Below are 24,582 nucleotides of genomic sequence, written 5' to 3'. Positions count from 1 at the left end.
CTCGTCTCTGCTAATTCCCGGTTCACGGGGTATATTCATACATATAATCCTGGTTGATGACCTGCTTCTCCTTCATTTCAGCGGGGAACATCGCTTCCGCCATACGGATTGCCTTCAGCATTCCCTTGGCCTTGTTCACTGTCTCCTCATATTCCTTCTCCGGCACAGAATCCCAGACGATTCCTGCTCCGGCCTGCACATAAGCGCGGCCTTTGCGGAAGATAATCGTACGGATCGTGATGCAGGAATCCATATTCCCGGAGAAGCCGAGATAGCCGATCGCTCCGGCATAAGCACCGCGGGCTTCCCGCTCCAGCTCGGCAATAATCTCCATCGCCCGCAGCTTCGGCGCTCCTGATACCGTACCTGCCGGAAGGCAGGAGAGGAAGGCATCGAAGAAATCCTTATCCTCTGCCAGCGTTCCGGTCACATTCGAGACCAGATGCATGACATGCGAGTATTTCTCGATCTCCATAAATGTATTGCATTTCACGCTGCCGAATTTCGAGACCCGGCCCAGATCATTGCGGCCCAGGTCGACCAGCATGAGATGCTCCGCACGTTCCTTCTCGTCCTCCAGCAGCTCTGCGGCGAGCTGATGATCCTCTGCCGCGCTCGCTCCGCGCGGCCGGGTTCCGGCAATCGGCCGGGTCTCCACCCGTCCGCCGTCCACCTTGACCAGCGCTTCCGGCGAGGTGCCGACGATGATCTCCTCATCCATTTTCAGATAATACATATAAGGGGATGGGTTCAGAATGCGCAGCATCCGGTACACATGCAGCGGAGAGACCTCGGTCTCGATATGCATCCGCTGTGACAGCACCACCTGGAAGATATCACCGGCACGGATGTATTCTTTGGCCTGCTCTACGTTACTTATATACTGCTCCTTGGTGAGATTCGAGTGAATCTCTCCCAGCTCGATATCCTGCGGAATACTGCGGCGGTTGACGTTCTCCTTCGGGCCTTCCTTTTGCAGCTCCTCGGCCAGACTCACTAAGCGGTTGCTCAGTTCCTCGTAGTTCGCCCGAATATCCGAATCCGTATCGCCATCCTTAATATGAAGATTCCCCACCAGCAGGATCTGCTGCTTCACATGATCGAAGACGATAATGCGGTCACAGAACATAAAGCGGATGTCATCCATATTCAGGTCATCTACCGCATGTGCGGACAGCTTCTCATAATACTGCAGCAGATCATAGCCGAAGAATCCGATGGCTCCGCCCGTAAACGGCGGCATACCGTCCAGCTTGGGACTGCGGTAGGAACGGAGCAGCGCTTTCAGCTCCTCGACAGGTTTGCCGGACAGCTGTTTTTTCTCGCCGCCGACCTCCACCTGGATCTTCCCCTTTTTGCCGGAGATCATCAGGAACGGATCACTGCCGATAAAAGAATAACGCGCCCATTGAATGCCGCCCTCTACACTCTCCAGCAAAAATGCGCGATCCTGCTCGGCAAACCGCTGGAACAGCCGGATCGGCGTTTCCATATCAGCCAGCAATCTTGTTACGACCGGGATCAGATTGTATTCGCGCGACAGCGACACCACTTCTTCAATGCTCGGATTCGTCACTTGGGTAACCTCCTAGGGGATAACGGATATTGTCCGAAATACAGAAAAACCTCTACCGGAGTAGAGGTTTGTTGATAGTCAGTATGTGAATTAGCGTCTCGGACCGTCATGAACCCAATCGAATGCTAGAGATTCCTCCATGGATACAGGGATAGCGCAGATGCAACTCATTATAAGTTACGGCTATACAGGTATACCAAAAAAGAACACTGACAATCAAGGGTCTGCTCTGCAATAGGTCCTACACTCAGCTCAACTATACTCTACTCAACTCATTCTAAACTCTGCTTTACTCGGCTAACTTCACTATACATGATGACGGTAGTCATTGACAACCCCGCGGGCTATAATTTATTACTTGCTCTGTGAGAGATCCGGGCGAAGCCGCTGGGCTTCATTCAGATACACATGACGGATATCGCGCTGGGATTTGTCGGTGTTCACCTGCACCATCAGGCGGATGCAATTCGGCAGGCTGCCCTTCACAGGGATCTCCACGGAACACATCAGCGGAACCATCTCCCAGCCTTCAATCTCACGGATCGCCCGTGCCGGGAAGGTTGCATCCAGATCAGCGGTCATCGTAATCCACACACTGCAGATATCCTCTGCGATCACATCATTGCGCTCCACAATTTCCCTCAGCAGGATCACCGTTTCACGTAAAATTTCCGTCTCTTCATTCTGGGTTACGGTCGTTGCACCGCGTATGCCCCGGTTCACCATGGGCTCCCCTCCTTCTTAAGCTGGGCTATGACTTCTGAGACATCGCTTGCCTGCACATCACTGATGATACTTACATCACCAATGGCCTCCGGCACGATAAAAGTCATTCGGCCTTCCTTGAATTTCTTGTCATGCATCATCGCTTCCATCAGCTCTTCCCCGCTGTACTGCGAAGGAAGCCGGGTGGGCAGCGACAAGGCGTTGAGCATGGACACTGTGTCCTCGTAGATCTGTCTGTCCCGGCCCAGCTTCGCTGCGAGCAGAGCAGATCCGGCCATCCCGATTGCAATCGCCTCTCCATGCAGGAAGGTGCCATAGCCTCCGACAGCTTCAATGGCATGTCCGATGGTATGCCCCAGATTCAGAATCGCACGCTGTCCGTGCTCGCGTTCATCACCGCCGATTACCTCCGCCTTGATGGCACAGCCGCGTTCCAGCGCATATCCCAGCGCCTCGGGGTCCAGTGCCAGCAGCTTGTCCGCATGCTCCTGGCACCAGTAAGCGAACTCACGGTCCAGAATCAGCCCGTGCTTGACCACCTCAGCCAGGCCTGAAGCGACCTGCCGGGGCGGAAGCGTAGCTAAGGTGTCCAGATCATATAACACCATAGACGGCTGATAAAAGGCGCCCAGCATATTCTTGGCCATCGGATGGTTAACGGCCACCTTGCCGCCTACACTGCTGTCATGGGCGAGAATAGTCGTTGGAATCTGCATGAACCCGATTCCCCGCATATAAGATGCAGCAACGAAGCCGGCCAGATCGCCGACGACCCCCCCGCCAAGCGCCAGCACGGCGGAGTTGCGGTCCAGACCGCCTTGAATGGCTGTGGAAATGACTTCTTCATAGACGGCCAGTGACTTCGAAGCTTCGCCCGCCTGAATGACATGGCTGACCACTGTATATCCGCTGCTGCGGAGGGAAGTCTCCACCTGCTCCAGATAACGCGGCGCTACTTCGGTATCACTGACCACCAGCAGCGGGCTGCGCAGTGCGAATCCGGCTTCGGTGCAGCGTTCGCCGATACTCTGCAGCAGACCGCTGCCGATATAAATCGGATAAGAACGTTCCCCTAAGTCAACAGTAATGCTGCGCATCTTAGTAGCTCTCCAGCTGAGCCAGGTAATTATTGTAGTTCGCGCGGATCTCTTCCAGAGAGTCACCGCCGAATTTATCCAGGAACGCCTTGGCAATCTCCCAGGCTACTACACTCTCCAGTACGACACAAGCTGCCGGAACGGCACAGGCGTCTGAGCGCTCCACCTGGGCTGTGAACGGCTCCTTCGTGTCGATATCCACACTCTGCAGCGGTTTGTACAACGTCGGGATCGGCTTCATTACCCCTCTGACGACCACCGGCATTCCATTGGTCATTCCGCCTTCGAACCCGCCCAGCCGGTTGCTCGCCCGGAAGTACCCTTTCGAGGCTTCATACATAATCTCGTCATGGACCTGTGAGCCGCGCAGCTTCCCGGCTTCGAAGCCGATCCCGATCTCCACGCCCTTGAAGGCATTGATCGACATCACGGCTCCGGCGATGGCACCATCCAGCTTGCGGTCGGACTGTACATAACTGCCAAGACCAATAGGCAGACCTTCGACAATACATTCCACAATCCCGCCGATGGAGTCGCCTTCTTCCTTGATCTTGTCTATGTAAGCCTCCATCTTCTGCTCCGTCTCCTTGTCCACTACCCGCACAGAGGATTCTTCAGTCCGGGCAATCAGCTCATCGATAGGCAGATCGTTGGCAGGTGCTTCAATCTCTCCGATCCGGATGACTTGTCCGGCAATCTTCACTCCGAAGGCTGCAAGCAGCTGACGGGCAACCGCGCCTACAGCCACTCTTGCTGCCGTCTCACGGGCGCTGGAGCGCTCCAGCACGTTACGCAGATCGGTATGGTTATACTTAAGTCCGCCGTTCAGGTCCGCATGACCGGGACGCGGACGGTTCACCCGGCGCTTCTCTTCGTCACTGCCCGGAATCGGCTCAATGTTCATAATGTTCTTCCAGTGTGTCCAGTCCTTGTTCTCCACAATGAGCGCTACAGGAGCTCCGGTAGTATAGCCGTGGCGTACACCGCCGGCAATCTGGGCAGTATCCTTCTCAATCTGCATCCGGCGTCCGCGGCCGTAGCCCTTCTGTCTCCGGTGCAGCTGGAAATTAAGCTCTTCAAAGTCAAGTGTCAAATTACTGGGCAATCCCTCAATAATGGCTGTAAGCTGGGGGCCGTGCGTCTCCCCCGCTGTTAAATAGCGTAAACTCATGCTGCGTTCCCCCTTCACACTTTTGGACTGTAAACCGCTAAAATGTTAAATGTCTTTGCTTATTATAGTATAGGCTCTCCGCTTTGACAAGAAAGCAATAGCCCGGCCCGCTGCGTCCAGCAGAACAAAACAAGCGCCGCTCCTGCTCTTTCGAGTAGAAGCGGCGCTGCTGTGCCCCCCGTTCAGGAGCCTGTCTCCAGACTGTCGCTGCCTGGTGCCGGAAGGCGGCCGCCGGTTCTGCCCTCTTCCGCAGTAAGCAGGCTCTGGAGCTGCAGCTCCTCAATGCCGAGAATCTGCCCGCATTCGCGGACAGTGAGGAACCCCCGCCGGTAGGCGGTGATGACCTTGCTTTTGTCCATCTGGGTTAACGACCTTTCACTTGGCGTTAGGTTTCTTCCTACTTCCCAGTATCACTGAAAAGCGCCTAAAGTATACCCTGCACCAAGGGAGACTCCAGCAGACTACGGCTATTTCTTCCGGTAAAAGAAGGTTTCGGTCGACTCGAAGCCATACTGCGCAGGTGTGAATATCTGCTCCGTGCTGCCCACGAACAGATAGCCCCCGGGACGCAGACTGGCCGAGAATTTGTGATACAGCTTATTCTTGGCTTCTTCGGTGAAGTAGATCATGACATTGCGGCAGATAATCAGATCGAAGCCTTCGTCGAATTTATCCAGCAGCAGATTCTGCTTGCGGAAATCGATATTCTTCTTCAGTCCTTCACTGACCTTGAAGACCGGGCCATCGGGTGTAAAATACCGGTCTGCCACATCTTTGGGCACATCCTTCAAGGAGCGCTCCAGATAGATCCCCTGCTTCGCTTTGGCCAACGCCCCGTCATCAATATCTGTAGCCAGAATGCCGGTCTGGGCCAGAATATTCTTGTCCGAGAGAATCATCGCCAGCGTATAAGGCTCTTCACCTGTGGAACAGGCGGCACTCCATAGCTTCAGTCTGCGGCCGGAGCGCTGAAGATCCGGCAGAATCACATCCCTCAGCACTTCCCAGCGGTTCGGATTCCGCCAGAATTCGGAGACATTGATCGTCATGCGGTCCAGGAACTCATAGAACAGAGCCTTGTCCTTCATCATTGCCGCATAGAACTCATTAAAGGTATTGTAGCCGTTCTTCATACGGAGCGTCGTCAGCCGCCGCTTCATCTGTGCTTCCTTATACTGCGCAAGGTCAATGCCTGTGCTTTGTTTGATATTATGAATAAATCCGGTGTAATCAGGGTCCGGGGTTAATGAGGATTCTTCACGTTCAGCCATAATAATCTCCTGTCTCCTGCCCGGATCTTACATCCAGGCCGCGATGTCTTTATGATACTGTGCCAGCTCATCCGGAGCGAAGAAATTGGCGATCTCACGTGCTGCGCTGTCCGGCGAATCCGATCCGTGGATCAGATTAAGCGGAGTATGGCTGGCATAATCCCCGCGGATGGTGCCCGGCAGGGCCTCACCGACTTTGGTTTTGCCGATCAGGAGACGGGATAATGCGATGACATCATCGCCTTCCCACACCATGGCGAACACAGGGCCGGAGGTAATGAAGCTTACCAGCTCCGGGAAAAAATCCTTGCCGTCATGCTCCGCATAATGCTTCTTGGCCTGCTCCTCAGTAACGGTAATCAGCTTGGCAGCGACCAGCTTGAATCCCTTGTCTTCCAGGCGGGCAACGATGCGTCCGATTAGTCCGCGCTGTACACCATCCGGTTTGATCATCAGATACGTTTGTTCCATAGAGTCACTCTCCAATTCCCCTTATTCTAAATGAATAGGCTGTTTATGGTCTGATATTATCAGAAACCCCGGCATCTGTGAACGTAAATTTGCAGTGGAGTTCTTATATTTTCAATAAGCCCGGCCGGTCACGAAAAAGGCGATATCGCGCAAATTGCGCTTGGTCCGGTTGCTTGGCAGCTGCTCCAGCGCATCCAGCGCCTTGGCGATATAACGGGAGGCCAGCTCCTCCGCACGGGAAATCCCGTCGCCAGAGAGAATCAGATCGATCGCCCGGCCGACCCCGCTGTTCCCTTCACGAATCGCTGCAAGCTCTTCCAGCAGGCGGCCGCGGAGCCGGTCATCCTGCAGACTGTAGATGACAGGCAGAGTGATATTCCCCTGACGCATGTCGCTTCCGGGCGGCTTGCCAATTTGCTTCTCTGTTCCGGAGAGATCGAGCAGATCATCACGGATTTGAAACGCCATCCCAACGTTATATCCGTAATTATAGAGGAGCCTGGCCGTTCCCGGCTCCGCATCTGCAGCCAGAGCGCCAAGCTGACAGCTGACGGCAATCAGTAGCGCTGTCTTCCGGCGGATTCTCCGCAGGTAGTGGCGCACGCTCTGTCCGCTGTTGAAGAAGTCGCGGATCTGCTCCATCTCTCCGATGGACATCTCTACCATGGCTTTGGAGAGAATCTGATGAATCAGGGGATTCTTCAGTCCTGATGTCATCACGAGTGCCTTGGCATAAATATAGTCGCCGGTGTACATGGCGATCTTGTCGCCCCATTTCGCCTTGACGGTAGGCTCTCCCCGCCGGAGCTCCGCATCGTCAATGACATCATCGTGGACCAGTGAGGCGCTGTGAATCAGCTCCAGCGGAATCGCGACGCGCTTCAGCTTATCGAGATCATAGGTCCCGAATTTGCCGCCCATCAGAACGAATACCGGCCGGAGCCGCTTGCCCCCGGCTCTCAGCAGATGCAGCGAGGTCTCGCTCAGCAGGTCATCATCCCCCTGGACACTGCGGTACAGCTCTTTCTCAATCTGATCCATATCTTTGTTCAGCAAGCCGAATATTTGCAGTCGCTTCATTCTTTCACCCGTGTCAGCAGATTGTGGCTCCAAAGCTCCATCTTCACTTCCTGCGGCAGCAGGCCCATTTCATAGGCATAGCGGAAATAGAGGTTCAGACCTTCCTGCTGCCTTTCCCCAAAGTCATAACATAAATTACGGAAGTAATCTCTCCAATAGGAGGCCGTGCCCCCGATCGTGCAGCAGGCTTCGTGAATTACCGGTCCCAGCTCATTCAGGCCGCGTCTCTTGCTCCGCTCGAAGGCTTCAGCAATCTCGGCAATGGCCTCAGGATTGCGGGCCGCAGCCCTGCGGTTGACCGCCCATACAGCAAAGGTCATACTGTGGCCCGTCCATTCCTTCCACAGCTCGCCCAGATCCGTCACTTCATAGCCCTGATCCTGCCAGGAGGCGCGGATGGCATGGTCTCCGATCAGGAGCCCGGCATCCGCCTGCTGCATCATGGTGTTCAGATCGGGATCGCTGCTAATGTACTCCGGGCTAGTGCCTAAGGCCTTGTGCATCAGGATCTTCAGCAGATTGACCGAGGTAGCCGAAGTATTCGTCACGGCTATCGTTCCGCTGCCAAGCTGCTGTAACGGCTTTTTGGAGAAGAGAAATATCGACCTCACCGGACCGTCCGCGCTGACGGACAGACCGGGCAGCAGCAGCAGCCGGTCGCTGGCCGCTGCGTAAGCAAAGGAGGATAAAGCCCCAACTTGAATATCTCCTGCTGCCATGCCCCGGTTAAGCACAGCTGGCACCTCACTCACCATTTCAGCAGGAAAGCTTAAAGAAGAGGGATCGAAATAATGATAGACCGGCCATGAATTGGTATAGCTGATTTTGCCGATGACGGTGTGTTTCAGGTCTGTCACCCTTCATTCCCCCCATCTGCGAAATAAAGTATGCTCAATCCCGAAGCTGTCGAGCACCTTGCCCACCATGAAATTGACCAGATCATCCATAGTGGCAGGACCGTAATAGAACGCCGGCATTGCCGGAATCAGCTTGACGCCCATCCGCGACAGCTTCAGCATATTCTCCAGGTGAATCGCATGCAGCGGTGTCTCCCGGGGCACCAGAACGAGCGGACGGCCTTCCTTCAGCATGACATCCGCTGCCCGCGTCATCAGATTGTCCGAGCTGCCATGTGCTACAGCAGACAGTGTTCCCATCGAGCAGGGCATAATAATCATCCCCTCTGTCCGGAAGGAGCCGCTGGCAATCGAAGCGCCGATATCCTGTACCGGGTGATACAGAAGAGAACCGGGATAGCTGCCGAACTGCTCGTTCAGCAGTCCTTCCCGGTCAGTTACGGCATAACCCAGCTCCTCCTTGAAGACACGCCAGCCTGCATTACTGACAACCAGATGTACTGTATAACCGAGGGACAGCAAGGTCTCTGTCAGCCGGATGCCGTAGATCGCCCCGCTTGCACCGGTAATGCCAACCACGAAGTTCTTAGGCGTAAGTTCGGTCATTTGTTGAACTGCACCACCAGGTCAATCAGAGTAAAGGAAAAGACCACAATGCTAAGTACACCGTTCATGGTGAAGAAGGCGGTCTGCAGCTTGCTTAGATCACCCGGAGACACAATGTAGTGCTCATAGAACAGAATAATATAAGCAATCACCATGCCGGCCACATACCACCAGCTCAGTTCCGTGATGAACAGCAGAGAGATGAAGCCCAGGGCTGTCAGCAGATGAAAGACCTTGGCAATCCCCAGCGCACGGGCCACCCCGAAACGCACAGGAATCGAATACAGCCCCTCCTTGCGGTCGAAGTCCACATCCTGGCAGGAGTAGATGATATCAAAGCCTGCTGTCCAGAATACGATAGTGAAATAAAAGATCATAGCAGTCAAATCCACCGTTCCTGTAACCGCAACCCACCCGCCGAGCGGCGCAAGGGCAATTGTAAGTCCGAGAATCAGGTGACAGGCCCAGGTGAAGCGTTTGGTGAAGGAATAGAAGACCAGCAAAAAAACAGCAATCGGCAGCAGCTTCGCTGACAACGGATTGAGCTTGAAGGCTGCCCAGAACAGCAAAAAGAACGAGAACGCGATGAACAGCGTTACCTCTCCAACCTTCAGCAGTCCTGCCGGAATGGCTCTTCCCGCTGTCCGGGGATTCTTCGCATCACTGATCCGGTCGATCAGCCGGTTAAGACCCATAGCGGCGCTGCGTGCGCCGAACATAGCAACAACCACCCATCCGATCTGGCTCCAGGAGGGCAGTTCACCGAACATAACTACTGAACCAAGCAACGCTCCCATAAAGGCAAAGGGTAAAGCAAAAACCGTGTGCTCAAATTTAATCATTTGTAGAAAAATACCGATTTTCTTAAACATTACAGTTCTCCTTGACTCCAAGATGTAACGCCGCGATGCCACCGTTCAAGGGGAACGATTCCACTTTTGTAAGTCCGGTATCCCGGAAGATCTCCTCTAATTGCTTCCTGTCCGGGAAGAGTGCCAGTGATTCAGGAAGCCATTTATATTGCTCATACCGCTTGGCGAACAGCCTGCCGAGCAGCGGAAGCACACGCTGGAAATAAAAATAATAAATACCTTTGAACGGCTGCTTCATCGGCTTCGACAGCTCCAGGCAGACCACCATACCGCCGGGCTTCACCACGCGCTTCATCTCGCCCAGCACCTGAACAGGATCAGGCACATTACGAAGTCCAAAGCCAATCGTGGCGTAATCAAAGGAATTATCACCGAACGGCAGCTCCATCGCATTCCCCTGAATCAGGGAGATGCGGTCCTGCAGTCCGCGCGCCTCCACCTTGCGCCGTCCCACCTCCAGCATGCCTGCGCTGAAGTCCAGTCCCATGACATTTCCGGTCTCGCTCGCATCCGCGAGGGCAATGCTCCAATCACAGGTACCGCAGCACAGGTCTACTGCCGAGTCCCCGCGCTTCATGTTCATCTTGCGCATGGTGAACTTCCGCCAGGCCTTATGACGCCGGAAGCTCAGAATATCATTCATCAGATCATACTTGCCGGCAATGCTCTCAAATACCGAATGGACAAATTGCTCCTTCGGCTTGTCGCCCTGCCCGCCTGTTACGGTAACTTTATCTACTGTCATTCTCTAACCCTCCACGGCAGCTTGTCCGGAAATTTTCATTTGCAGAAGCAGGCGGTCCAGTGCAGCTCTAAGCTGACCCGCCAGATCCTCGTCCCTGATCCCCTGCAAAAACGACTGAATGGACGCAAGCGAGCTATGCAGCTTGTCCGTCAGCAGCGTATCGCATTTGCATCTCAGCTTCAGCTTCTGCCAATCCTTGGGGTCCAGAGTCTGCCCCTTAAGCTGCTGACGCTCCTCTTCGGTCGCCGACTCCATCACCTTCCAGTAAGCATAGCCCTCCAGCGCACTTGCCGGAGCTGCCCCCCGGCGCAATTCCAGGGCTGCTGTCTCACACTGGCTGAATTCGGCGAGCAGCTTCTGCCAGATGTCTCTAAGGGACTCTTCGATCATCGGTGTAAAAGAAAGAAACAGCCGCATATTGAGCTGTACCGTGTGCTTCAAGTATTGTTCGGCCGGGACAAGCGTTCCGCTCATCTTGCCGTAAAGATTGGCCTTCATCACATTGAAATCAGCGATAGCCGCGCTCAATGTGCCAACCATTTCAATCTGACCGTGTCTCGCGAGCAGATGGTAGAACCAGCTGCTGAAATAATCACCGGCCAGAACCTTCAGCTGGCGGGTACGCATAATATCGCCGCCGGGCTCTTCATGATTCCGGTCAATGCTCTCATGGGTATCCAGTCCAAGCTGGACGAGTCCGGTTACCAGGGTGAACAGCTCTGCCTGCTGGAAGTCTGCCCCCCGGCCTCTGCCGAGAAAAATATATAACAAATGACCCCGCCCGTCTGAGAACGGCGGCAGTTCCGTATGCCGCTGAATCATATCGTAGTCGGTGTAGGGTTTAGCCAGTTGCGGTATGCGGTACGGTTTCATTTTAGCCTCCGAAGCCATTGACGTTTGTCAAACTCTTTGTTCACAATCTTGTCTATTATATCACATGTTTTTTTGTCACGCACGGGTGAAGCCTTCTAGTTTCAATTACCCGGTTCAGGGATAAATGAACTGCTTTTTCCACAGCTCGCTTTCGCTAATGCGGAAGCCGTTCTTCAGCGAATCGGGAAGAGGCGAATTGCCTGCGTTCTCCAGCGCTTCCTGCAGCAGGGGGCTCCACTCGCTGCGGCGGATATCACCGGCAAGGAGCAGGCGGCGGGTATTCAGCCACCTATCCTCTGCCACCACACGCAGCAGCAGCTGGTCTACGTTCGAAGTCTCCTGAATCGCGAACCCGGTAGCCAGAGCCATGTTGCGGTACAGCTCCTGCGGTTCGTGGGCATCACCGTTCACCTTGAGATCCAGAGACAATACCCCGTTCTCCCAGCCTACCTTGTCAATCATCAGACTGAAGGGAATCTCACTGAGCGCATCTACCAGATTGTCATTCTCCAGTACCAGGCCATCCGGGCCTATCGTCTGTACTGCGCTATACTTACTCTGGGCAGTTATAACGTTGCCGGCCAGTTGCGGCAGCAGCAGGGTAACAGCTGCACTAAGCAGCAACGCCGTTCCGATCAGCCAGCTCCGGTTCATAACATGCCTCCCTACTCATAGTTTCCGCTGCTATGCAGGATTATACGGCACCGCAGAGCGGCCCATATCTAGTTATATTTTGAAAAAAAGCAGGCTATGCCTGCTTTTCAGCTTTCACTCTCTAATTGTCCGTGTTTGCTCCAGATTTCAGCCTTGCCGCGGATTTTCATTGCTGAGGTGTGATCGGTGAATTGGGCAATGAGCACCTCGCCTTTATCCAGCTTCTCCGTATGGTGAAACCGTGTGTCCAGCCCTCTGGTCAGCCCGATGACCTGAACACCGTTCTCCTTGGCCTTGACTACGATATAGTCACTGCCGGACGGTGCAGGATTCACTTCATTCTTCTTCTCAGTCATTGTAATCCTCCTCAAAGTTTATGAGCCTCTCTCAAAAACAAATGCCGCCCTGGAAGGCGGCATCGTTGGTATTCAAGGACTATGGGGCAGATATGTAGAAATCTTTATTTGATTCCGTCTTTCAGCGCTTTACCGGGTTTGAAAGCCGGTACTTTGCTTGAAGGAATTTCGATTTCTTCACCAGTCTGCGGGTTGCGGCCTTTACGTGCGGAACGTTCGCGCACTTCAAAGTTTCCGAAGCCAACCAGCTGAACCTTATCGCCGCTTTGCAGTGCACCTGTGATCGCTTCAAAAACTGCATCTACCGCTTTCGTAGCGTCTTTTTTGGGAAGTTCAGTTGCTTCTGTAACTACGTTGATCAAATCTGATTTATTCATGTCTTCTCACCTCCCTGGTTAAAAGTTCCGGTATCATACACTCTTTCCGTTTCAACGTAAAATATACGTGATAATCCCGTTTAACACTAGAAACTGGCACCTCTCTTCTAGAAGCGCAACAAACTTATAGTAATACAGCCCACCCATAATTTCAAGGCGTTCCTCAAAAAAGGAGCAGAAAGTAGCAGGTTTCCCTTCATTCCGCTGCAATTGCGCAGTCTATTACTACCAGTTATGCCGTAAAAACGGAAGCTTTCCAGGGAGAATTCCCCTTTTCCACTCTAGCAGCGAAAGGGCCCGGAAATAGCAAAAGAGCGGGAAAAGCTCCCGCTCCAAAGGACAAGCCTATTTCATTTAGAGGATGATGGCGATCAGGCCGCCTGAACCTTCATTGATAATCCGGCCCAGCGTTTCCTGCAGCTTGTAGCGGGCATTGTCCGGCATCATCGCGATCTTGCCCTGAATGCCCTCACGGACTATGGAATGCAGGGACCGGCCGAAGATATCGGATTCCCAGATTTTGATCGGGTCATTCTCAAAGTCCTGCATCAGGTAGCGCACCAGCTCTTCACTCTGCTTCTCTGTACCGATAATCGGCGAGAACTCCGACTCGACATCCACCCGGATCATATGGATCGACGGCGCCGTAGCCTTCAGCCGGACTCCGAAGCGGGAGCCTTGGCGGATCAGCTCAGGCTCATCCAGCGCCATCTCGGCCAGAGAAGGTGCGGCGATACCATACCCCGTGGTCTTAACCATTTCCAGCGCTTCCGAGAAGCGGTCATATTCGCGCTTGGCGTGGGAGAAGTCCTGCATCAGCTGGAGCAGGTGATCCTTGCCGCGAATCTCGACCCCGACTACCTCCATCAGCACCTGATCATACAGCTCTTCGGGAGCGTAGAGGTCAATCTCGGCTACCCCCTGGCCCATGTTCATGCCGCTGAGGCCTGCCCGGTCGATGAAATCATATTCGGTAAACTGTGAGACCAGGCGGTCCACATCGCGCAGACGGCGGATATCCTTCACGGTATCACGGACAGAATTCTCATAGCTGCTGCGCAGCCAGTGATTCTCGCCCAGCACCATCACCCAGCTCGGCAGGTTAACATTAACTTCATGTACAGGGAATTCATACAGTACTTCGCGCAGGACACCAGTCACATCGTCCTCGGTCATATTCGCAGCGCTGAGCGTCATCACCGGAATATCATATTTGAGGGCAAGCTCACTGCGGAGCTGCTGGACTTCCTCACTGCGCGGCCGGGTGGAGTTGATGACCAGCACGAACGGCTTGCCGACCTCCTTCAGCTCTGCGATCACGCGCTCTTCGGAATCGACATACGAGCTCCGTGGAATCTCGGCAATCGTACCGTCGGTAGTCACTACCACACCCAGAGTCGAGTGCTCCTGAATGACCTTGCGTGTCCCGATTTCAGCCGCTTCCTGGAATGGAATCGGTTCCTCGAACCATGGCGTCGAGATCATCCGCGGACCATTCTCATCCTCATACCCTTTTGCGCCTTCCACTGCATAGCCTACACAATCGACCAGCCGGACGTTAACCTCCAGGCCTTCGGCCACCTTAATCTGCACCGCATTGTTGGGTACGAATTTAGGCTCCGTAGTCATAATAGTTTTGCCTGCCGCACTTTGCGGCAGCTCATCGACCGCTCTTACCCGGTCTGCTTCACTCGTGATGTTCGGCAGAACAATCGTTTCCATGAAGCGCTTGATGAATGTCGATTTCCCCGTGCGAACCGCGCCGACGACGCCAAGATAAATGTCTCCGCCGGTACGCTCGGCAATGTCCTTGAAAATATCCACTTTTTCCAAAAGAGATCCCCTCCTCATATTACTCCGAAGAAAAAATGCCTGAAGAGCATCGACTTCGCGTTCCGCCGGCAAACTGACCCTTGCAGGACAACCACCGGACTAAGCTTTGCCCGCCCGAAGCCTAGCTTAATTGCCTGAGGCGAAGCAAGGTTGCCCCGCGCTAAACTCCGAATGCTCGGACATGCATTTGGACTAGTATCATCATATGTATCCGTAACGGATTTATGACCAGCGTCCGCGCATTTTTGCATCTGAAATTTCGTATACCCGCTCTAGCTCGCCACTGCGTCAAGACACCCGGAAGTCTTCTCATCAAGTCTATGAGGGCGGCTTGCGGCCTAGAACTACTATCCGTTCTGAGATTTACCGTATCAAAAAAAGCAACAATCCCCCGCTCCCGGAGAACTGCTGCCTTAATTGATATTATTATATTGCTATTCCTGCGAAGCCTGCGGGACGGGACGGCCATCCACCCACAGATAAGGGAGAGACTTGACGGGGACATAATAGGAGGCCTGCGCAAGCTCCAGACGCAGATCACGGTCTGCCGCCGGGCTGCTGCCGTTCTTATCAATGGCTGAGGAGATATCCGCGCTGTAATCAACATAGACTGCCCCGCTGCGATCCATCAGCAGCCCGAGCGGCTGGCCCGAATATACGCTGCTTAGCTTGATTGTCCCTGTCCCTGCCCGTTTGGCATCGATAGACACCAGGCCCGGATACAGCTCCTCCCCTGCCGGAAGCTTCCCGCCGTGTGCAGACTTATAGAGGTTCACCTTGCGCTGGATATCGTTAACCTTCTGCACGGTCACCAGGTCCATTAATTTGACCTGTGGGTCCGTCTCCTCATCCAGCACCAGAAAATGGGCGCTCCCCCCCTTCTCGAACGCTGCCGCCGGGATCTCGTCCAGATACCCTTCCTGCTGCAGCTTATTCAGGTCAATCACGAATTTCTCGTATCTGGGCGTGTCCTGATCGCTGGTCAAGATCGGCAGCAGCCCCTTCTGCTCCTGATAATCATCGACCGCCGCCTGCACCCGCTTCACACTCTCGCGGTAACTGCTGCCGGACTGCTGCTGCTCCCGGGGATACATGCAGCCGGTTAGAGACAAGATCAGCAGAACAAGCAGCGGCAGCAGCATCGCAGACCTATTCCGGCTCTGCCGGAGCTTCGCCAGATGCATAGAGTCCACTCGCAGGGCTCCTCTCTGTTCGTTCAGGGTTGCATTTGCACCGGGAGTAACCATCACCATAAGTCCTCCGCTTCGCCACGGCGCGCCGCTTCGAGTCTGCGGCGTACAGCCGCCTTCAGCGGGTCTTCGGGAATATGCACATGGACGTCGCCCCATACAGCGGCCTGACAAGCCAGGCGGACGCCTTCATCCAGCAGGCTGCCAAGCTTGCGCTTCTCTGCCTCCGCAGGAGGTCTGAGTGCCACGGCATCCGTACGCTCTACGGACACTTTGCACATCATGCATCCCGCCTTGCCTCCGCAGCGGGTAGGCAGGACGATTCCGGCTTTGCGCACAGCCTCCAGCAGCGTAACACCATGCTTGACAGAAGCTGTGCGTTGTTCCGGAAGGAAAGTGACCGTTATTTGCGATTTCGCATTCATCTTACAGCCTCCTTCCTTCGAATCAGGTTATATACGTATAGATTCGGATATCCCCAGCAGCTCGTCCAGCCTAGACTGCAGGCCGTCGGCTTCCAGATGATTCTCCGCAATGAGCTGCTCCAGAAGCGGCAGATGACCGGCTACATCCCGCTTCATCAGCTCCGCAATAGCCCGGCAGCGTTTTTCCCTGCCGCGCAGCAGATTGAAGATCAGCTCATGGACAAGCGGCATCAGGGCCAGGCGGCCGCTCCCTTCGAATGTACATTTCGGGGCATAGGACTGCAGCTTGCTGATATCCACTGCATATTGCCCGGAGCCGCTCCCGATCCTGAATCCGCCCACCAGCTCAACCTTCACCTCCCCGATGAAGTAGAGCCCGCGCAGAGAGTAACAGCCTCCGCTATAATCCTCCTCCGGTGCACAGACAGTGTATCTCAGCAGTGCCCGATGAAGCTGCACGGTATCCTCCAAATCACAATAGAGGTCAATATCGCGCGGAGCAGCACTCAGCTGAACCCCGTGCAGCAGCAGACCGCAGCTTCCCCCCAGCAGCCACACCGGCGGCTTACCCGGCCCGATAACATCCAGCTCCCGCGTTATGCTGCCCAGTGCCGTCTCCAGCACATAAGGAATTCCTGAACCGGCCATCAATCTACACACGCCCCATTCCTGTAAAATCAACTAACGATTCTGTCAGAAATACGTCTGCCTGAGTATAATGTAAATGCTTACATAATTGAAGCAGCCCCGCCCAGAACTCCGATCAGCAGGATGACAAAAGCAATGACCGATAAAACAGCTCTAAGCAGTCCCTTCGTCTTGCTGCGTGCAAAAGTAATCAAAAAAACAGATAAGCCCATAATCAGTACCGCAATCAGAGACAGCCACATTTTTGTCATCGGGTCCATAGGTCATGCGCCTCCATTTCACTTTTCCCGGATTGCGACTATTATAGCGTGAATCGCGGCATTTTTTAAGTATAAATTTTAAGCATCAGCCGATTCCCCTGCCAAAAAAAGGGCATAACCCGCGGAATCAGCTTACCTTCCGGAGTTATGCCCAGTCTGAAAAGGAGCCATCCCGGCAGGAATGGCTTACTTCACGGATATGCTATTTTTTCAGCATCATTTTCATTAAAGACTCCATCGTACCGGAACCGGCGCCGCCTTTTTTAACAGTATTGACGATCTCCTGCACGGTAGCCTCGCTGACTGGCACTTTAGCCATAGCTGATACCTGTTTAATTAACTGGCGGAGCTGGGCTTCATTCTGTGTGGTGCCCGGCTTAACCGTACCGGCCAGCTTTTTGATGGCACCTTCCGAAATGTTTTTGCCCGTCTTCTTGTTGATGGCGTTCAAAGCATCCTTGGAAAAATCTCTGCTCACTGTTCATCCCTCCTCCGTCAATCCCCATTAACAACATATGAGATATTCCGGCAAAAGGTGAACGTGATCAGGAATGCCACTGCTCCCAGGTCTCCTGGGAGATGGCCTCCATCTCCGTCTTACGGTCACGGCCCATCAGGGCTTCCACCGCATTACGCGGTGTTCTGCCCTTGAACAGCACATGATAGATCTGGTCGGTGATCGGCATCTGTACGCCCAGCTTCAGCGAGATCGCATAAGCCACCTCCGTCGTCCGGATGCCTTCGACAACCATCCCCATGGAATCCAGCACCTCATTCAGCGGCTGGCCCTGGCCCAGCATGGAGCCGGCGCGCCAGTTGCGACTGTGCTGGCTTGTTGCCGTTACGACCAGGTCACCCAGTCCGGCAAGGCCGGAGAAGGTTAAGGGATTCGCACCCATCTCAACGCCAACTCGGGAGATCTCGGCCAGGCCGCGGGTAAGCAGTGCCGCCTTCGCATTATCCCCGAACCCCAGCCCGTCGGACAGCCCCGCACCCAGCGCGATAATATTCTTCAGTGCACCAGCCAGCTCTACCCCTAGCTGATCCCTGTTGGTATACACACGGAAGTCGTTGTTAATGAACAGCTCCTGCGCCGCCTTGGCACGGCTCTCATCCGGCGAAGCCACGACGACCGTGGTCGGACAGAGCCGTACCACTTCTTCAGCATGGCTCGGCCCGGAGAGCACCACAATATCGCCTTCGCTGCAGCCCAGCTCCTCCGAGATCACTGTGGACATCCGCTTCATGGTCTCGGTCTCGAAGCCCTTCGTGGCGTGAATGCAGAGCATATCTTCCTTCCAGAACGGCTTAAGGCTATGCGCCACCTGGCGCATTCCGGAAGAAGGCGCCACAATGACTACCGCCTTCGAACCGGAGACGGCAGTCTCCATGTCCGTGGTGGCAATAATATTTCCAGGGAGCTTAATCCCCGGCAGGAAATGATGATTCGTATGTGCTTCGTTAATCTCGGCAGCCTGCTCAGGCTTTCGCGTCCACAGATAAACCTCCGAGTGGTTAGCCGCCAGCACAGTAGCCAGCGCAGTTCCCCAACTGCCCGCGACCAGCACGGTTACTTTATCAGACAACGCGATTCCCCTCCTTGGCTTTGGAGCCGATTTTGTTCTCACGGCCCTGCGAGATCTTCACGATGTTGCTGCGGTGACGCCAGAAGGCGAACACCACGATGACCAGGCTTCCCCATAGCTCCGGGGTCGTATGCTCCGTGAACAGCAGACACACCGGAGTCAGAGCCACAAAGATCAGCGAGCCCAGCGAGACATACCGTGTAAGTACAATAGCGAGAATAGCAATTACACCGGCAATCAGTGCAGGCCAGAATACCAGCGTAGCCATCACACCAATCGTCGTTGCAATCCCTTTCCCCCCGCGAAAGTGAAAATAGACCGGCCAGTTATGCCCGATGATGGCAGCAAGTCCGCAGACCACTGCGACCCAGCTTCCCCATCCCCCGGCCCATGTGCCAAGCCAGACTGCGGCAATTCCCTTCAGTACGTCCAGAAACAGCACCAGTATGGCCGGTCCCTTCCCCATCACACGCAGTGTATTGGTCGCTCCCGCATTGCCGCTTCCATATTGGCGGATATCAATCCCCTTAAGCAGCCGGGCGAGCAGTACACTGAAGCTGATGGAGCCAAGCAGATAGCTTATAACGATAACCAGAAGTTCAAACGCCACTACTCTTCTCCCCTAACCTTCGTTCTCGGATTTACGCCGTGTAAAGAGGCGGATCGGTGTCCCCTCGAAATTGAACGCTGCACGCAGCTTGTTCTCCAGGTAACGTTCGTAGGAGAAGTGCATCAGCGAAGGATCATTGACGAATACCACGATGGTCGGCGGCTTCGTTGCCACCTGGGTGACATAGTTAATACGCAGACGGCGGCCTTTGTCCGTAGGCGGAGGATTAATCGCCACGGCATCCGATACCACATCATTCACCAGATGGGTGGTAATCCGCAGGGCGTGCTGTTGGGCGACATGCTGCACGACAGGCAGCAGCTTCTGCAGACGCTGTTTCGTAAGCGCAGACAGGAATACCACCGGAGCATAGCTCATGAACAGGAAGTGATCACGGATGTTGCGTTCGAAGTTCTGCATCGTCTTGTCGTCCTTCTCAATGGCATCCCATTTGTTGACAACAAAGACCGAAGCCTTGCCCGCATCATGGGCATACCCGGCAATGTGCTTGTCCTGGTCGATGATGCCTTCTTCGCCGTTGATTACAACGAGTACAACATCAGCGCGCTCAATCGCCTTCATGGCTCTCATTACACTGTATTTTTCCGTGTTCTCATAGACCTTGCCGCGTTTGCGCATGCCCGCTGTATCGATCAGCACATAACGCTGGCCATCCCGTTCGAACGGCGTATCAATCGCATCGCGCGTAGTCCCCGCAACATCACTGACAATAACGCGTTCTTCGCCCAGAATTGCATTGACCAGTGAGGATTTACCCACATTCGGACGTCCGATCAAGGCTACACGGATGACATCTTCATCATATTCCTCATCCACCTTATCCGGCAGACGTTCAACAACCGCGTCCAGCAGATCGCCGATTCCGGTTCCGTGACTTCCTGAAATGCCGATCGGATCACCGATTCCAAGGGTGTAAAATTCATAAATATCTTCGCTGCGCTTCATGTTATCCACTTTATTGATAGCCAGAACGATCGGCTTGCCGGAACGGAACAGAATCTGTGCCACTTCCTCATCCGAACTTGTGAGTCCGCTCTTCGCCTCACACATGAAGACGATCACATCCGCTTCCTCAATCGCCAGCTCCGCCTGAACGCGGATGGATTTCAGAATAGCGTCTTCTCCGTCAATCTCAATCCCGCCAGTATCAATGACACTGAAGGATTTGCCGTTCCAGTCGGAGACTCCATATATCCGGTCACGTGTAATCCCCGGTTTATCTTCTACGATGGCCAGTCTATCGCCAATCAGCCGGTTAAAGATCGTCGACTTTCCGACGTTAGGCCTGCCGACAATGGCCACTACGGGTCTTGCCATATTCATTCCTCCTGTCTTCCTTACGTTACTCATCATAGCAAAAAACATTCCAATTGGCTAACCGTCTTACCCAGGTATTGCCGCTATCCTGTATGCCCTGGAAAAGACAATCGGCGAACCCTCTGATCGAGGGCTCGCCGATTACTTTACCCGTTATGATGAGATAACAAAGGGATTAGTTGTTACCCTTGAATTTGTCCAGCTTGTCGCCGAAACGTTCAGCCAGTGTGAAGCTGAGGCCTTCGTTGCTGAGCGATACGTTAGGATTGTTCAGCACTTCCTTAGGCGCTCTGTCTCTGCTGTTGCTGCGTTCTGGTCTGGCCGAAGGAGCCGGAGCTTCTTCAGTTTCCTTGATGCTCAGGCTGACGCGCTTCTCGGATGGGTTGAAGTCAAGTACTTTCACTTGTACTTCCTGTCCTTCCTTGAGCACTTCATGCGGAGTACCAATGTGCTTGTGGGAGATCTGGGAGATATGCACAAGGCCTTCAACGCCTGGCAGCAGTTCAACGAATGCGCCGAAGTTCACAAGGCGTTTAACTTCGCCTGTAACTACATCGCCAATGTTGATCTTGCCTGCTGCGGAATCCCAAGGACCCGGAGCAGCTGCTTTGATGCTGAGACTGATTTTGCCCTTTTCAGGATCAACCTTAAGTACTTTAACGCGAACCTTGTCACCTTCGGATACTACATCGGATGGCTTCTCCACATGGTTCCAAGCGATCTCGGATACGTGAACCAGTCCGTCTACGCCGCCAACATCAACGAATGCGCCGAATTGAGTCAGGCGTTGAACAGTACCTTCGATGATTTGGCCTTCAGACAGCTCAGCCATAATCTTCTGCTTGTTAGCTTCGAATTCTTCCTCCAGAACTTCTTTGGCGGAGAGAATTACCTTGCTGTTCTCACGGTCAAGCTCTTTCACTTTGACACGCAGTGTGCGGCCCTTGTAGTCGCTGAAATCTTCAACGAAGTGACGCTCAACCATGGAAGCCGGGATGAAGCCGCGTGCGCCAACGTCAGCCACAAGGCCGCCTTTGACAACATCAGCTACAGTAACTTCGAAGGATTCCTGGGAAGCGAAATACTTCTCCAGATCTTCCCATGATTTCTCGCTGTCGATGGCACGCTTGGACAGCACCAGGCTCTCCTTGTTGTCGTTGATGCTGACAACCTTGCATTCCACTTCCTGGCCGACTTCTACCGCTGCTGCGGCATTGTCCAGCTGAACGGAAGACAATTCGCGAATAGGAATAACGCCGTCGTATTTATATCCAATGCTTACATAAGCTTGGTTATCTTCAATTTTGACGATTGTTCCTTTCACGGTATCGCCTTTTTTCAGAGAAATGATTTCCAGACCTTCCTGGCTTGTCACTTCTTCTTCATTGCTGGCAACAACTTCTGCAGACTCGGTTACAGCGGATTCTACAGTTTCTGCCCCTTCTACGGTCTCGTTATTCTCAACGTTATCCGCAGCTTCTTGATTCTTGATTTCTTCAGACATGTGATTACCCTCCTCGATTCAAAACCCCATTTATTTAAACCCGCGTAGAGCAGAGTTCAAAACAATCATTGCTTCGTTAAACCATTTCACTGTGTTGATTAGTATGTTCCAAAAAATAGCGGTTATGCTGTAATTTATAAGCTATTCACCGAAACAGGAGATTGACTTCCGGACTTACCGCGAACTGGGCTTGCCGGTACTGATCATTTCATGGATGCGTCCCATAATTACATCGGTTACAGCGTCCAGAGAATCACTTCCCGCACCTTCAAATGCGCTGAGGTCTATGGGTGCCCCATACACAACAGTCATCCGGCGGAACGGCTTGTAGGACCCGATAATGGCTGCCGGTACAACGGCTGCGCCGCTGCGGAGCGCGAAGCTTGCCGCACCCTTCTTGGCTGAACCTGAATCGGAGTTCCGCGTTCCTTCCGGGAAGATGCCCATCACATGTCCGCTGCGAAGCGTATTGACGGACGTCTTAATGGATTCTTTGCTTACGCCGCCACGCTTGACAGGAAATGCACCCAATTGCTTAATGAGCCAGCCGAGCACCGGAACATTGAATAATTCCGCCTTGGCCATATATCGTACCTGTCGCTTCAGCTTAATGCCGATCGTCATGGGATCAAGCAGGCTGATGTGATTCGCGCAGAGCAGGACTCCACCCTCCTTCGGCACATTCTCTCTTCCCACAATCTTGAGCGGGAACAGTATGGCATAAATCATACGAAGCAAGGCCACGCAAAATGCATAAATCATAGATGATTTCTCTCCCCGTTAACATAGGTTCTGCAGTGGGAGACGATGGCTTCCACGGCCTGAAGGATATCCATATGCGTCGTATCCAGAAGAATAGCATCCTCGGCACGGCACAGCGGTGAAATCTCCCGGCCTTCATCAAGCCGGTCCCGCGCTGCAATATCATGTTCAAGCTGCTGGAGAGTCACTGTTTCCGTATCCTTCAGTTCCTTGTAACGACGGAGAGCACGCTCCTCCACACTTGCCGTCATGAAAATCTTCACTTCGGCATCCGGCAGTACGGTTGTACCGATATCCCGGCCATCCATCACGACTCCCTTGCGGAGCGCCATCTGACGCTGCAAGTGACTCAGTCTGGATCTAACACCCTCAATCTTCGAATACTGCGACACCTGGCCGCTGACCTGAAGACTGCGGATATGCGGGGTCATGTCTTCCCCATTAATCAGCACTTTCTGCACATCTTTCTCAGGCAGAAGCTCAATCGCCATATTCTGGACCTTCCGGTCCACCAGCTCATGCTCCTCTGCTGCTATGCCTTCACGAAGCATATACCAGGTGATTGCCCGGTACATGGCACCCGTGTCTACATAAATGTAAGACAGCTCCCGTGCTACCAATCGGGCTACAGTGCTCTTGCCTGCCCCGGCAGGTCCGTCGATGGCGACGTTAATTCGGTCGTTAGTATGTGTATCCTGCCTGTCCAACGGGGCATTCCTCCTCAAACACTCTTCCGCAGAAATACGCATATCGACATATCTCTCTTGGAACTTGCTGATATTCTCAAGAAAAAAGCAGGCATTGCCTGCGACTTATAAAATTATACCACAGTTTGAACCCCAGTGCAAAATGACATTGAGGTTTTTTAGGGAGAAAAAAGCTGATTCAGGGCCCTCTTGAAGATTCGCGCGCAGGGAATCAGCGGTTGCGGAAATCGAACTGGCGTTCAAAGCAGTACCGGATAATTTTTTGCCGCTCCGTATCGGAAATGGCCGAGAATTTAACCATGACCAGATTCCGCCCGGTCTCCAGCGGTTTGATCCGTACAATCTCGCCTTCGAAATTAACATGCTCCGTGCTTCCGTTGCGGTAGGAGACGAGCAGCCAGCAGGCCAGCTTGTCGGCCACCTCCAAAGCAATCTTCGCATCGCTTAAGAATGACGTCCCGCCGCCGCCAATATCCTCGGTGCGCACCAGAAAGCGGCTGCCCAGGGCATCCTTAACGGCCAGCTCCAGCTCGGCATTGACACGGAAGAAGCTGCGCCGCTGAATTTTGAAGATGGACTCCGCCGCTGGCTTGCGCAGCCGGACCATCCGGATGACATCTTCCTTGAAGCCGAGCACATGAGTATTGAAGTAATTCTTGATGCCGCCCTCTGTGAGAAAATACACCGACAGCTCATCACCGACGAACAGCTTCTTAAGCCGGCCGTTGCTCTCCTGCATAGGGATCTCTATCAGGATACTCTCATCCTCCATGTCCGCAATCCTTGCCCGGTACTGGATCTCAGACTCTGCCGCATCGCTGGACGCCACCTGGAGGTATAGATATTCATTGATTTTGGGATACAAACCTGTCACCGCCGCTTGAGTTAGTAATAAATGCTAAACCGATTATAGCACGCCCTCTTGAGACCGGTCAGAAATATTATTAGGCGTTGAACACCAGCAGCCGCAACCGGCGCGCAGCAACA

29 protein-coding genes are annotated in these 24,582 nt (G+C 53.7%); all 29 read right to left on the bottom strand.

Annotated elements, in window-relative coordinates:
* Positions 1-22: 22 nt before the first annotated feature.
* The 29 genes from trpE to NSS64_RS08130 all read right to left on the bottom strand — a co-directional run bounded on the left by trpE (position 23) and on the right by NSS64_RS08130 (position 24,460).
* On the bottom strand, positions 23-1,576 hold the full coding sequence (trpE, locus tag NSS64_RS08270; RefSeq protein WP_340939685.1) for an anthranilate synthase component I: 1,554 nt from the start codon (positions 1,574-1,576) through the stop codon (positions 23-25).
* 354 nt (positions 1,577-1,930) lie between these two features.
* Positions 1,931-2,302 carry a chorismate mutase gene (aroH, locus tag NSS64_RS08265; RefSeq protein WP_076079179.1) on the bottom strand — a complete coding sequence of 124 codons (372 nt, stop codon included), beginning with the start codon at positions 2,300-2,302 and terminating at the stop codon, positions 1,931-1,933.
* Entirely contained in the window at positions 2,296-3,399 is a 1,104-nt protein-coding gene (gene aroB / locus NSS64_RS08260) for a 3-dehydroquinate synthase (protein WP_341139807.1), read from the bottom strand. The genes aroH and aroB overlap by 7 nt, the downstream gene beginning before the upstream one ends.
* Position 3,400: 1 nt before the next feature.
* Complete coding sequence (aroC, locus tag NSS64_RS08255; protein WP_076079177.1) at positions 3,401-4,570, bottom strand: chorismate synthase; 1,170 nt, start codon at positions 4,568-4,570, stop codon at positions 3,401-3,403.
* 182 nt (positions 4,571-4,752) lie between these two features.
* Positions 4,753-4,929: a hypothetical protein gene (locus NSS64_RS08250; RefSeq protein WP_179090429.1), complete on the bottom strand. Its 177-nt coding sequence runs from the start codon at positions 4,927-4,929 to the stop codon at positions 4,753-4,755.
* Between the two features lie 108 nt (positions 4,930-5,037).
* Positions 5,038-5,841, bottom strand: coding sequence for a CheR family methyltransferase (locus tag NSS64_RS08245; RefSeq protein WP_340939683.1), 804 nt, complete (start codon positions 5,839-5,841; stop codon positions 5,038-5,040).
* A gap of 27 nt (positions 5,842-5,868) precedes the next feature.
* Positions 5,869-6,312, bottom strand: a complete 444-nt coding sequence (gene ndk / locus NSS64_RS08240) for a nucleoside-diphosphate kinase (protein ID WP_036727303.1) — start codon at positions 6,310-6,312, stop codon at positions 5,869-5,871.
* A 111-nt stretch (positions 6,313-6,423) separates the two neighbouring features.
* Positions 6,424-7,392 (bottom strand): polyprenyl synthetase family protein, encoded by a 969-nt coding sequence (locus NSS64_RS08235; RefSeq protein WP_340993487.1) that lies wholly within the window; start codon positions 7,390-7,392, stop codon positions 6,424-6,426.
* Positions 7,389-8,249, bottom strand: coding sequence for a menaquinone biosynthetic enzyme MqnA/MqnD family protein (locus tag NSS64_RS08230; RefSeq protein WP_340939680.1), 861 nt, complete (start codon positions 8,247-8,249; stop codon positions 7,389-7,391). Before NSS64_RS08230 ends, NSS64_RS08235 begins: the two co-directional genes overlap by 4 nt.
* Before the next feature lie 3 nt (positions 8,250-8,252).
* Positions 8,253-8,855 carry a UbiX family flavin prenyltransferase gene (locus NSS64_RS08225; RefSeq protein ID WP_340993489.1) on the bottom strand — a complete coding sequence of 201 codons (603 nt, stop codon included), beginning with the start codon at positions 8,853-8,855 and terminating at the stop codon, positions 8,253-8,255.
* Positions 8,852-9,727 carry a UbiA-like polyprenyltransferase gene (locus tag NSS64_RS08220; RefSeq protein ID WP_340939678.1) on the bottom strand — a complete coding sequence of 292 codons (876 nt, stop codon included), beginning with the start codon at positions 9,725-9,727 and terminating at the stop codon, positions 8,852-8,854. Before NSS64_RS08220 ends, NSS64_RS08225 begins: the two co-directional genes overlap by 4 nt.
* On the bottom strand, positions 9,720-10,472 hold the full coding sequence (locus tag NSS64_RS08215) for a demethylmenaquinone methyltransferase (RefSeq protein ID WP_340993490.1): 753 nt from the start codon (positions 10,470-10,472) through the stop codon (positions 9,720-9,722). The genes NSS64_RS08220 and NSS64_RS08215 overlap by 8 nt, the downstream gene beginning before the upstream one ends.
* Before the next feature lie 3 nt (positions 10,473-10,475).
* A complete protein-coding gene (locus tag NSS64_RS08210) occupies positions 10,476-11,345 on the bottom strand; it encodes a heptaprenyl diphosphate synthase component 1 (RefSeq protein ID WP_341139806.1) in 870 nt (289 codons plus the stop codon).
* A 114-nt stretch (positions 11,346-11,459) separates the two neighbouring features.
* Positions 11,460-11,999, bottom strand: a complete 540-nt coding sequence (locus NSS64_RS08205; protein ID WP_341139805.1) for a hypothetical protein — start codon at positions 11,997-11,999, stop codon at positions 11,460-11,462.
* Positions 12,000-12,106: 107 nt separating this feature from the next.
* Positions 12,107-12,355: a trp RNA-binding attenuation protein MtrB gene (mtrB, locus tag NSS64_RS08200; protein ID WP_051478165.1), complete on the bottom strand. Its 249-nt coding sequence runs from the start codon at positions 12,353-12,355 to the stop codon at positions 12,107-12,109.
* Between the two features lie 104 nt (positions 12,356-12,459).
* The gene (locus NSS64_RS08195; protein ID WP_019909963.1) at positions 12,460-12,732 is read right to left on the bottom strand and encodes an HU family DNA-binding protein; all 273 of its coding nucleotides are present in this window, start codon (positions 12,730-12,732) and stop codon (positions 12,460-12,462) included.
* A 354-nt stretch (positions 12,733-13,086) separates the two neighbouring features.
* Positions 13,087-14,565: a stage IV sporulation protein A gene (spoIVA, locus tag NSS64_RS08190; protein ID WP_036727319.1), complete on the bottom strand. Its 1,479-nt coding sequence runs from the start codon at positions 14,563-14,565 to the stop codon at positions 13,087-13,089.
* A gap of 434 nt (positions 14,566-14,999) precedes the next feature.
* Positions 15,000-15,749, bottom strand: coding sequence for a DUF3939 domain-containing protein (locus NSS64_RS08185; protein ID WP_341142786.1), 750 nt, complete (start codon positions 15,747-15,749; stop codon positions 15,000-15,002).
* Between the two features lie 62 nt (positions 15,750-15,811).
* Positions 15,812-16,180 (bottom strand): 2Fe-2S iron-sulfur cluster-binding protein, encoded by a 369-nt coding sequence (locus NSS64_RS08180; RefSeq protein WP_340993493.1) that lies wholly within the window; start codon positions 16,178-16,180, stop codon positions 15,812-15,814.
* A gap of 27 nt (positions 16,181-16,207) precedes the next feature.
* Positions 16,208-16,828: a hypothetical protein gene (locus NSS64_RS08175; RefSeq protein WP_341139804.1), complete on the bottom strand. Its 621-nt coding sequence runs from the start codon at positions 16,826-16,828 to the stop codon at positions 16,208-16,210.
* An 80-nt stretch (positions 16,829-16,908) separates the two neighbouring features.
* Positions 16,909-17,088: a DUF2768 family protein gene (locus NSS64_RS08170; RefSeq protein WP_036698144.1), complete on the bottom strand. Its 180-nt coding sequence runs from the start codon at positions 17,086-17,088 to the stop codon at positions 16,909-16,911.
* Positions 17,089-17,290: 202 nt separating this feature from the next.
* Positions 17,291-17,566: a stage VI sporulation protein F gene (locus tag NSS64_RS08165; RefSeq protein WP_340939664.1), complete on the bottom strand. Its 276-nt coding sequence runs from the start codon at positions 17,564-17,566 to the stop codon at positions 17,291-17,293.
* A gap of 67 nt (positions 17,567-17,633) precedes the next feature.
* A complete protein-coding gene (locus tag NSS64_RS08160; RefSeq protein ID WP_340939662.1) occupies positions 17,634-18,674 on the bottom strand; it encodes an NAD(P)H-dependent glycerol-3-phosphate dehydrogenase in 1,041 nt (346 codons plus the stop codon).
* Positions 18,667-19,284, bottom strand: coding sequence for a glycerol-3-phosphate 1-O-acyltransferase PlsY (gene plsY, locus NSS64_RS08155; protein WP_341139803.1), 618 nt, complete (start codon positions 19,282-19,284; stop codon positions 18,667-18,669). Before plsY ends, NSS64_RS08160 begins: the two co-directional genes overlap by 8 nt.
* Positions 19,285-19,296: 12 nt before the next feature.
* On the bottom strand, positions 19,297-20,622 hold the full coding sequence (gene der, locus NSS64_RS08150) for a ribosome biogenesis GTPase Der (protein WP_340939658.1): 1,326 nt from the start codon (positions 20,620-20,622) through the stop codon (positions 19,297-19,299).
* Positions 20,623-20,797: 175 nt separating this feature from the next.
* Complete coding sequence (gene rpsA, locus NSS64_RS08145; protein ID WP_340939654.1) at positions 20,798-22,126, bottom strand: 30S ribosomal protein S1; 1,329 nt, start codon at positions 22,124-22,126, stop codon at positions 20,798-20,800.
* Positions 22,127-22,300: 174 nt separating this feature from the next.
* Positions 22,301-22,888: a lysophospholipid acyltransferase family protein gene (locus NSS64_RS08140; protein ID WP_341139802.1), complete on the bottom strand. Its 588-nt coding sequence runs from the start codon at positions 22,886-22,888 to the stop codon at positions 22,301-22,303.
* The gene (gene cmk / locus NSS64_RS08135; protein ID WP_340993496.1) at positions 22,885-23,595 is read right to left on the bottom strand and encodes a (d)CMP kinase; all 711 of its coding nucleotides are present in this window, start codon (positions 23,593-23,595) and stop codon (positions 22,885-22,887) included. Before cmk ends, NSS64_RS08140 begins: the two co-directional genes overlap by 4 nt.
* A gap of 211 nt (positions 23,596-23,806) precedes the next feature.
* Positions 23,807-24,460, bottom strand: a complete 654-nt coding sequence (locus NSS64_RS08130; RefSeq protein WP_340939649.1) for a flagellar brake protein — start codon at positions 24,458-24,460, stop codon at positions 23,807-23,809.
* Between the last annotated feature and the right edge of the window lie 122 nt (positions 24,461-24,582).

The organism is Paenibacillus sp. FSL H8-0122 (assembly GCF_038005345.1).
Taxonomy (GTDB): Bacteria; Bacillota; Bacilli; order Paenibacillales; family Paenibacillaceae; genus Paenibacillus_AQ.
Note: the sequence above shows the minus strand (reverse complement) of the source record. Positions and strands in the feature narration are given on the sequence as shown.

Coding starts and splice junctions, on each gene's coding strand:
- aroH (WP_076079179.1), bottom strand. CDS start 2,302: ATGGTGAACCGGGGCATACGCGGTGCAACGACCGTAACCCAGAATGAA.
- aroB (WP_341139807.1), bottom strand. CDS start 3,399: ATGCGCAGCATTACTGTTGACTTAGGGGAACGTTCTTATCCGATTTAT.
- aroC (WP_076079177.1), bottom strand. CDS start 4,570: ATGAGTTTACGCTATTTAACAGCGGGGGAGACGCACGGCCCCCAGCTT.
- NSS64_RS08250 (WP_179090429.1), bottom strand. CDS start 4,929: ATGGACAAAAGCAAGGTCATCACCGCCTACCGGCGGGGGTTCCTCACT.
- NSS64_RS08245 (WP_340939683.1), bottom strand. CDS start 5,841: ATGGCTGAACGTGAAGAATCCTCATTAACCCCGGACCCTGATTACACC.
- ndk (WP_036727303.1), bottom strand. CDS start 6,312: ATGGAACAAACGTATCTGATGATCAAACCGGATGGTGTACAGCGCGGA.
- NSS64_RS08235 (WP_340993487.1), bottom strand. CDS start 7,392: ATGAAGCGACTGCAAATATTCGGCTTGCTGAACAAAGATATGGATCAG.
- NSS64_RS08225 (WP_340993489.1), bottom strand. CDS start 8,855: ATGACCGAACTTACGCCTAAGAACTTCGTGGTTGGCATTACCGGTGCA.
- NSS64_RS08220 (WP_340939678.1), bottom strand. CDS start 9,727: ATGTTTAAGAAAATCGGTATTTTTCTACAAATGATTAAATTTGAGCAC.
- NSS64_RS08215 (WP_340993490.1), bottom strand. CDS start 10,472: ATGACAGTAGATAAAGTTACCGTAACAGGCGGGCAGGGCGACAAGCCG.
- NSS64_RS08210 (WP_341139806.1), bottom strand. CDS start 11,345: ATGAAACCGTACCGCATACCGCAACTGGCTAAACCCTACACCGACTAC.
- NSS64_RS08205 (WP_341139805.1), bottom strand. CDS start 11,999: ATGAACCGGAGCTGGCTGATCGGAACGGCGTTGCTGCTTAGTGCAGCT.
- mtrB (WP_051478165.1), bottom strand. CDS start 12,355: ATGACTGAGAAGAAGAATGAAGTGAATCCTGCACCGTCCGGCAGTGAC.
- NSS64_RS08195 (WP_019909963.1), bottom strand. CDS start 12,732: ATGAATAAATCAGATTTGATCAACGTAGTTACAGAAGCAACTGAACTT.
- NSS64_RS08185 (WP_341142786.1), bottom strand. CDS start 15,749: ATGCATCTGGCGAAGCTCCGGCAGAGCCGGAATAGGTCTGCGATGCTG.
- NSS64_RS08180 (WP_340993493.1), bottom strand. CDS start 16,180: ATGAATGCGAAATCGCAAATAACGGTCACTTTCCTTCCGGAACAACGC.
- NSS64_RS08175 (WP_341139804.1), bottom strand. CDS start 16,828: ATGGCCGGTTCAGGAATTCCTTATGTGCTGGAGACGGCACTGGGCAGC.
- NSS64_RS08170 (WP_036698144.1), bottom strand. CDS start 17,088: ATGGACCCGATGACAAAAATGTGGCTGTCTCTGATTGCGGTACTGATT.
- der (WP_340939658.1), bottom strand. CDS start 20,622: ATGGCAAGACCCGTAGTGGCCATTGTCGGCAGGCCTAACGTCGGAAAG.
- rpsA (WP_340939654.1), bottom strand. CDS start 22,126: ATGTCTGAAGAAATCAAGAATCAAGAAGCTGCGGATAACGTTGAGAAT.
- NSS64_RS08140 (WP_341139802.1), bottom strand. CDS start 22,888: ATGATTTATGCATTTTGCGTGGCCTTGCTTCGTATGATTTATGCCATA.